The sequence below is a fragment of the Thermophilibacter provencensis genome (assembly GCF_030372065.1).
Lineage (GTDB): Bacteria > Actinomycetota > Coriobacteriia > Coriobacteriales > Atopobiaceae > Thermophilibacter > Thermophilibacter provencensis_A.
Genome location: NZ_JAUDEA010000030.1, coordinates 1 through 8,088 on the forward strand (window position 1 = coordinate 1; position 8,088 = coordinate 8,088).

Consider the following 8,088-nt stretch of genomic DNA (forward strand, 5'->3'; position numbering starts at 1 on the left):
GGCCGTCCGAACCTGTCCCAAATTCTCTGAGAGAAATAACCCGTCCCCAAATGGAGGAGAGATGGGACTTAACGAGACGCCGTCGGGCGAGCGCACGCACATCGGATTTTTTGGCGTGCGCAACGCCGGCAAGTCAAGCGTGGTGAACGCGGTGACCGGCCAGGAGCTGTCCGTGGTCTCCGAGGTACGCGGCACCACGACGGACCCGGTGCGCAAGGCGATGGAGCTCCTGCCGCTGGGCTCGGTCGTCATCGTCGACACGCCCGGGGTGGACGACGAGGGCGCGCTCGGCGCCCGGCGCGTGGAGCGAGCGCGGCGGGCGCTCGCGACCTGTGACGTCGCGGTGCTCGTCGTGGACGGCGCGCGCGGCCTCTCGGAGGCTGACCGCGCGCTGCTCTCCGCCATCGAGGGTCGTGGCGTCCCGTATGTCGTGGCCTGGAACAAGTGCGACCTGCCGGCCGCCCGCGCGGCTCTCGCGGCGCTTGCCGAGAAGGGCCCCGCGCTTGCCGCGCGTACGGTCGCGGTGAGCGCGCGGACGGGGGAGGGCGTGCGCGAGCTCAAGGAGCGCCTCGCCCGGGTCGTGCCGGTCGGGACGCCGCGGCGCGTTGTCGCCGACCTCGTGCCCGCCGGAAGCGCCGTGGTGCTTGTCTGCCCGATCGACGCCTCCGCGCCCCGGGGCCGCCTCATCCTCCCGCAGCAGCTTGTGATCCGCGACCTCCTCGACGCCGGATGCGTGTCCGTGACCTGCCGAGAGACCGAGCTCTCCCGCGCGCTCGACGCCCTTGTCGGGCCTCCCGCGCTCGTGGTGACGGACTCGCAGGTGTTTGGCCCCGTTTCGCGCATCGTGCCCGCCGACGTACCGCTGACGTCCTTCTCGATCCTCATGCTGCGCTACAAGGGGGACCTCGTGTCCGCCGTCGCCGGCGCCGCTGCGCTCGACCGCCTGCGCGACGGTGACCGCGTGCTCGTGAGCGAGGGGTGCACGCACCACCGGCAGTGCGAGGACATCGGCACCGTCAAGCTGCCCGCCTGGCTCTCCGCGCACACGAAGGCGAAGCTCGAGCTTGCCTTCACGAGCGGCGCGGACTTTCCCGAGGACCTCACGCCCTTCTCGGCCGTCGTCCACTGTGGCGGCTGCACGCTCACCGCGCGCGAGATGCGCGCCCGCCAGGCGCGCGCCGAGGCGCAGGGGGTCCCGATGACCAACTACGGTGTCGCGATCGCCCACATGCACGGAATCCTGCGGCGCAGCCTCGCGCCCTTTCCGGAAGCGATCGCCGCGCTTGACGCGACGGGCGATTAGTTCTTCTCGCCCGCCGGCTAGCGTGCCCTCAAGTCGCACATTGGCCGAGTGCGTGGCCGCTCGAGCGAGCGTTCCGCGCCAGCTCGCAGAAACTCACGCTTTGAGCGAGAGAAGCGTGACTTCTTGTGAGCTGGCGTCACAAGCTCGCAGAAACTCACGCTCCGCACGAGAGAAGCGTGACATGCAGCGAGACAACGCTACAAGCTCACCAAAAGTCACGTTCGCAATCGCCCCCTGGCGCGTTTTTTGCGATTGCGTTATTTCGCGGCGCGGGCAACGCGGGAGCAGCTATACTAACAACGACCTTTAAGACGGTACGAGAGACCGAAAAGGCGTCCACAACATAGATGTCGCAGCCTTATTCGGAGTCCTCGCTCGCGGGTGCTCCGTTTTTTGTAGCTGCGGCTGCCTCTGATGAGGGCGCGCGGACGAAAGGCGGTGTTGCTGTGAACCTACTGGTGGACAACGGCAGGCATCCTAAGGCGCTTCTCGCGCTCGAGAACGGGATGTACTTCTTTGGGCGCTCTGCCGGCGCCGAGGGAGAGATCTTCGGCGAGATCGTGTTCAACACCTCGATGGTTGGCTACCAGGAGATCATCTCCGACCCCTCCTATGCTGGCCAGATCGTGACGCTCACGTACCCGCAGATCGGCAACTACGGCATCAACGAGAAGGACATGCAGGGCGACCCGCTCCACCTGGCCGGCCTTGTGGTTCACGACATGTGCTACACGCCGAGCAACTGGCAGAGCGTGGAGAGCCTGCCCAACTTCCTCGAGCAGCGCGGCGTCGTTGCCATCGAGGACGTGGACACCCGCGCGCTCACCATCGCCATCCGCGAGGGCGGCGCCATGAGGGCCGCCATCTCAACCACGGACCTCGACCCCGAGAGCCTGGTGGCCCGCGTGAAGGCGTCACCGTCCATTGCCGAGCACAACTACGTGGCCGACGTCTCCACCTCCGATCGTTACGTCGTGCCCGCGGGGGGCGCGGCGGGCGAGAAGCCCCTGCGCGTGGTGGCCTACGACTGCGGCGAGAAGAAGGGCATCGCCAAGCGCCTCTCCGCCGCCGGCTGCGAGGTCACCGTCGTGCCGTGGGACACGCCCGCCGAGAAGGTCCTCGAGATGGACCCCGACGGCGTGTTCTTCTCCAACGGTCCTGGCGACCCGGTCTCCGTGCCGCCCGTCGTTGACGCCGTGCGCGCGTGCCTCGGCAAGCTCCCGGTCTTTGGCATCTGCCTCGGCAACCAGGTCATCTCCATGGCGGCCGGCGCGCAGATCGAGAAGCTCCCGTACGGTCACCACGGCGGCAACGAGCCCGTGATGAACCTGCTCACCGGCAAGGTGGAGATCACCGCGCAGAACCACAACTACGGCCCGGTCTTCTCGTCCTTTGGCCCGCTCGTCCCGGAGCTCTCCGGCGGTGTGTCCGAGCACCCCGCAGACGAGGACCTGCGCTTCTGGTCCCGTGCCCACGTGGCTCCCGTCGTCACCACCAAGGAGTACGGCCGCGTGCGCCTCACGCATGTCAACCTCAACGACGGCACGCCCGAGGGCATCCAGTTCCTCGATATCCCGGCCTTCTCCATGCAGTACCACCCGGAGGCCAAGCCCGGCCCCAACGACTCCACGTACGCCTTCTCGGCGTTTGCCAAGCTCATGCGCGGCGAGGACGACTACCTCGCCATCGACGTCCGCGAGGGGAGGCGCTTCTAGATGCCCAAGCGCACCGACATCAAGAAGATCCTGATCATCGGCTCCGGCCCCATCGTCATCGGCCAGGCCTGCGAGTTCGACTACTCCGGCACCCAGGCCTGCAAGGCCCTGCGCTCGGAGGGCTACGAGGTCGTCCTCGTGAACTCCAACCCGGCCACCATCATGACCGACCCGGAGACCGCCGACCGCACCTACATCGAGCCCATCACCGTCGAGTCCGTGACCAAGGTCATCGAGAAGGAGCGCCCGGATGCGCTTCTCCCCAACATGGGCGGCCAGACGGGACTCAACTGCGCCGTGGCCCTTGGCAAGGCGGGCATCCTGGAGAAGTACGGCGTCGAGGTCATCGGCTGCGACGTGGACTCCATCGAGACCGGCGAGGACCGCGAGCTCTTTGCCAACGCCATGCGCGACATCGGCCTCGAGGTCGCCAAGTCCGGCATCGCGCACACCGTGGGGGAGTGCGAGAAGATTGCCGAGGAGCTCGGCTACCCCGTGGTCCTGCGCCCGGCCTTCACCCTCGGCGGCGCCGGCGGCGGCATGGCCTATAACCACGACGACCTCGTGCACATTGCCGAGCAGGGCCTCGCGCTCTCTCCCGAGAGCGAGGTGCTCGTCGAGCAGTCCGTCGAGGGCTGGAAGGAGATCGAGATGGAGGTGATGCGCGACTCCGCGGGCAACGGCGTCGTCATCTGCTCCATCGAGAACCTCGACCCCATGGGCGTCCACACCGGCGACTCCATCACCGTGGCTCCCTGCCAGACCTTGAACGACTTCGAGCTCCAGCGCCTGCGTGACTACTCGCTCGCCATCCTCGAGCGCGTTGGCGTGGCCTGCGGCGGCTCCAACGTGCAGTTTGCCGTGAACCCCGACGACGGCCGCGTCATCGTCATCGAGATGAACCCGCGCGTCTCGCGCTCCTCCGCCCTTGCCTCCAAGGCCACCGGCTTCCCGATCGCCAAGATGGCGGCGCTGCTCTCCGTGGGCTATACCCTCGATGAGATCGAGAACGACATCACGCGCGAGACGCCCGCCTGCTTTGAGCCGTCGATCGACTACTGCGTGGTCAAGGTCCCGCGCTTTGCCTTCGAGAAGTTCAAGGGCACCGATGACACGCTCACCACGCGCATGAAGGCCGTGGGCGAGGTCATGTCCATTGGCGCCACCTTTGAGGAGGCCATGCAGAAGGCCATGCGCTCCCTCGAGCAGGGCCACGCCGGCCTGGGCGCGGATGGCGCGGACGACTTTGACGAGGAGAACTTCGACGAGCGCGTGGCCACGCCCACGCCGGAGCGCATCCTCTACGTGGCCGAGGCGCTGCGCCGCGGCTACAGCGTCGAGCACGTCTTTGAGCTCACCAAGATTGACCCGTGGTTCCTCTCCCGCATCGCCGACATCGTCACCGCCGAGGGCGTCATCCGCGAGCGCGGCCTCGCGGGCCTGAACGCGGACACCATGATGGCTGCCAAGCAGCTGGGCTTCTCGGACGCGCAGCTCGCGCACCTCACCGGGCAGCGCGAGGACACGGTGCGCGCCGTGCGCGAGGTCCTCGGCGTGCGCCCGTGCGTCAAGACCGTCGACACCTGCGCCGGCGAGTTTGCCGCCCGCACGAGCTACCACTACATGACCTACGAGAAGGGCGGCGTGACCGAGTTCCACGAGGCTGAGAAGCCGCGCGTGGTCATTCTCTCCGCCGGTCCCAACCGCATTGGCCAGGGCATCGAGTTTGACTACTGCTGCGTCCACGCGGCCTACGCGCTTGCGGCCAAGGGCTACGAGACCGTCATGGTCAACTGCAACCCCGAGACCGTCTCCACGGACTACGACACCTCCGACCGCCTCTACTTTGAGCCGCTCACCTTTGAGGACGTCATGAACATCATCGAGGTCGAGAAGCCCGTGGGCGTGATCGTGACCCTTGGCGGCCAGACCCCGATCAATCTCGCCAAGCGCCTCAAGGCCGCCGGAGTCCCCATCATGGGCACCCAGCCCGAGGCCATCGACCTCGCCGAGGACCGCGACCGCTTCGCGAGCCTGCTCGACCGCCTGGAGATCGCCTACCCGCCCTCGAGCACGGCCGAGACCGTTGACGAGGCCAAGGCCGTGGCGCGCCGCGTGGGCTACCCGCTGCTGGTGCGCCCGAGCTACGTGCTCGGCGGGCGCGGCATGGGCATCGTCTACGATGACGACGACCTTGTGAGCTACATGGCCGAGGCAACCAAGGTCTCCCCGGATCACCCCGTCTACCTCGACGCCTTCCTCGAGGACGCCATCGAGCTCGACGTGGACGCCCTCTGCGACACGGAGGAGTGCTACGTGGGCGCGGTCCTCGAGCACATCGAGGAGTGCGGCATTCACTCCGGCGACTCCGCCTGCTGCTTCCCGCCCTTCTCGCTCTCAGACAGGATCGTGGCCAAGGTGCGCGAGACCACGCGGCGCCTGGCGCTCTCCTGCCACATCCAGGGCCTTCTCAACGTGCAGTACGCCGTCCGCGACGAGCAGGTCTTTGTGATCGAGCTCAACCCGCGCGCCAGCCGCACCGTGCCCTTCTCGTCCAAGGCGACGGGCGTGCCGCTGGCCAAGTGCGCCGCGCGCATCATGAGCGGCGAGAAGATTGCCGACCTCGACCTTCCGGAGGAGGGGCGTGACCTCGGCTACTACGCGGTCAAGGAGGCCGTCATGCCGTGGAGCCGCTTCCCGGGCGCCGACGTGGTGCTGGGCCCCGAGATGAAGTCCACCGGCGAGGTCATGGGCCTCGACACCACGTTCCCGAAGGCCTACGCCAAGACGCGCGAGGCCATCGACTACGACGTGCCGCAGTCCGGCAAGGTATTCGTCTCCGTGTGCGACCGCGACAAGCGCTCGGTGGCGCCGGTGGCGCTCTCGCTGGTGAACCTGGGCTACGAGCTTGTGGCAACGCGCGGCACCGCCAAGACGCTGCGCGCCGCGGGCATTCCGTGCGACGTGGTGAAGCCCATCTCCGAGGGCTCGCCCAATATCCTCGACATGATGGCGGCCGGCGAGATCGCCTTCCTCATCAACACGCCCAAGGGTCACAGCTCGCGCGGCGACGGCTTCAAGATGCGCGGCGAGGCCGTGAGCCGCGGCATCGACATGGCCACGACCATGTCCGGCGCCGTCGCGCTGGTGCAGGCCATCTCGGCGCTGCGCCGCGCCCCGCTCCACGTCTACGCCCTCCAGGATCTGTAAATTGCGTAAATTGGGGACGTGTTTTTCTTAACAGAGAAAATGGGACAGGTTTGGGCCGTCGGGTTTTCTTGCCCGGCGGCTCCTTTGACGCTCTACTCAATGCCTCGCTAAAATAACGGGCACAGCTGCCCTCTCCGAATTTTACGACCTGCGCTTTTTCTGGCTGGTCGTCCCGGAATGGGCTAGTTGTGCCCGTTATTTTTTGGCTCCTAGGGAGAGACCCCCATGACGGCATCGCTTGCACCCGGCTCAATTGTGGATACGCACACGCACACGCGCTTCTCGGACGGCGTGGGAACGTTTGAGGAGAACGCGCGCGCCGCTGCTGCGGCGGGCTGTGCCGTGCTCGTGGCGACCGATCATCTGACGCTGCCGTCCGGCCCCATGGACCCTGCGGGGGAGGTTCAGGTTGTCGAGGCGGAGCTTGCCGCTCACCGCACCGCATGGGAGGCGGCGCGCGACGCACGCCCTGAGCTGGAGTTCATTTACGGCTTTGAGGCGGACTGGTATCCCGGCTGCGAGGAGAACGTCCTTCGTTGGGGCGCGAACGCCCAGGTGCTTCTCGGCAGCGTGCACTGGCTGGGAACCGTTGACGAGGGCGCGTGGATCGACGATACGTCCGACATGACCATCTGGCTCGAGCTGGGGCCGGACGAGGTCTGGCGCCGCTACGTGGAAGTCTGGTGCCACGCCTGCGAGAGCCCGCTTCCGTTTGGCACGATGGCGCACCCGGACCTGCCCGAGCGTATGCGCAACGAGGGCTTTGCGGCCACGATTGACCTTGCGCCGCTCTGGGACGAGATGGTCGCCTGCGCGCACGATACCGGGCGTCGCGTGGAGCTTTCCACGGCCGGTTGGCGCAAGGGGGTGGGGGACTACTATCCCTCGCGCGGCCTGCTGGAGCGCTTCTGCCGCGCCGGCGTGCCCATCACGGTTGGCTCGGACGCGCACGTCCCCGCCGACCTGTGCTCCGGGATTCGCGAGGCCTACGCCCACGCCTGGTCCGTGGGCTACCGCTCCGTCGAGGTTCCGCGCGCAGACGGCACCTGGGAGTCCATGCCGCTATGATACGAAGGGACAGTCCCTTCGTAACATTTTGGGAGGAGCATGGCGCGGGTGCTGGTCATAGAGGACGACGCGGCGATCAACGACGTGGTGACCACGCGGCTGGCGCGTGATGGCCATGCGGTGACGCAGGCGTTCTCGGGCTCCGAGGCGCGCCTCCTGCTGGGTGGAGCGGGCGAGAAGGACGCTACGTTTGACCTCGTTGTCTGCGACCTCATGCTGCCCGGCGCAACGGGCGAGGAGCTCGTGAGCCTCATCCGGGGGCAGGGCGCGTCGACTCCCGTGATTGTGATCTCCGCGCGCACGACGGCGGCCGACAAGGTTGACCTGCTGCGCCTTGGCGCGGACGACTACCTCACCAAGCCCTTTGATCTTGACGAGCTGGCGGCTCGCGTGGAGGTGCAGCTGCGTCACCGCGGTGCCGTTGCGCCCTCGGGGGAGGTTCTGCGCTGGAACCGATGGTCGCTTGACCCGGAGGCGCGAACGCTCACGGTTGCCCCGGGCGAGGCTGGCGAGAAGGGCGGCGCGGTCTCGCTCACCAAGATCGAGTTCAACATCCTGGAGGCGCTTGTCCGCCGTCCGAACCGCGTGTTCTCTAAGTCGGAGCTCTTCGAGCTGGCGTGGGGAGAGCCCTTTGCCGGCGATGACTCTACCGTTGCCGTGCATGTCTCAAACATCAGGGCGAAGCTGCGCGAGACGGGCACGGACAACTACGTCAAGACCGTCTGGGGCATGGGCTTCAAACTCGCGTGATCCAATTGGGGGCGGGCGCTTTTGTGACAGTGGTGACAGGCA

Annotated in this window: 5 protein-coding genes; all 5 read left to right on the plus strand. The window is 67.2% G+C overall.

The features are described from left to right. Window positions 1-61 precede the first annotated feature (61 nt). On the plus strand, window positions 62-1,303 hold the full coding sequence (gene hydF / locus QUW25_RS09870) for a [FeFe] hydrogenase H-cluster maturation GTPase HydF (RefSeq protein ID WP_289512046.1): 1,242 nt from the start codon (window positions 62-64) through the stop codon (window positions 1,301-1,303). A 446-nt stretch (window positions 1,304-1,749) separates the two neighbouring features. Further along, window positions 1,750-3,018, plus strand: coding sequence for a glutamine-hydrolyzing carbamoyl-phosphate synthase small subunit (gene carA, locus QUW25_RS09875; protein ID WP_289512047.1), 1,269 nt, complete (start codon window positions 1,750-1,752; stop codon window positions 3,016-3,018). Beyond that, entirely contained in the window at window positions 3,019-6,228 is a 3,210-nt protein-coding gene (gene carB / locus QUW25_RS09880) for a carbamoyl-phosphate synthase large subunit (protein ID WP_289512048.1), read from the plus strand. It abuts the gene before it with no gap. A gap of 225 nt (window positions 6,229-6,453) precedes the next feature. Continuing rightward, entirely contained in the window at window positions 6,454-7,296 is an 843-nt protein-coding gene (locus QUW25_RS09885) for a PHP domain-containing protein (protein WP_289512049.1), read from the plus strand. Between the two features lie 39 nt (window positions 7,297-7,335). Beyond that, window positions 7,336-8,046 carry a response regulator transcription factor gene (locus QUW25_RS09890; RefSeq protein WP_289512050.1) on the plus strand — a complete coding sequence of 237 codons (711 nt, stop codon included), beginning with the start codon at window positions 7,336-7,338 and terminating at the stop codon, window positions 8,044-8,046. Window positions 8,047-8,088: the final 42 nt, after the last annotated feature.

Excerpts from the sequence above, each read along its gene's own strand:
- hydF (WP_289512046.1), top strand. The coding sequence starts at position 62 with ATGGGACTTAACGAGACGCCGTCGGGCGAGCGCACGCACATCGGATTT.
- carB (WP_289512048.1), top strand. The coding sequence starts at position 3,019 with ATGCCCAAGCGCACCGACATCAAGAAGATCCTGATCATCGGCTCCGGC.
- QUW25_RS09885 (WP_289512049.1), top strand. The coding sequence starts at position 6,454 with ATGACGGCATCGCTTGCACCCGGCTCAATTGTGGATACGCACACGCAC.
- QUW25_RS09890 (WP_289512050.1), top strand. The coding sequence starts at position 7,336 with ATGGCGCGGGTGCTGGTCATAGAGGACGACGCGGCGATCAACGACGTG.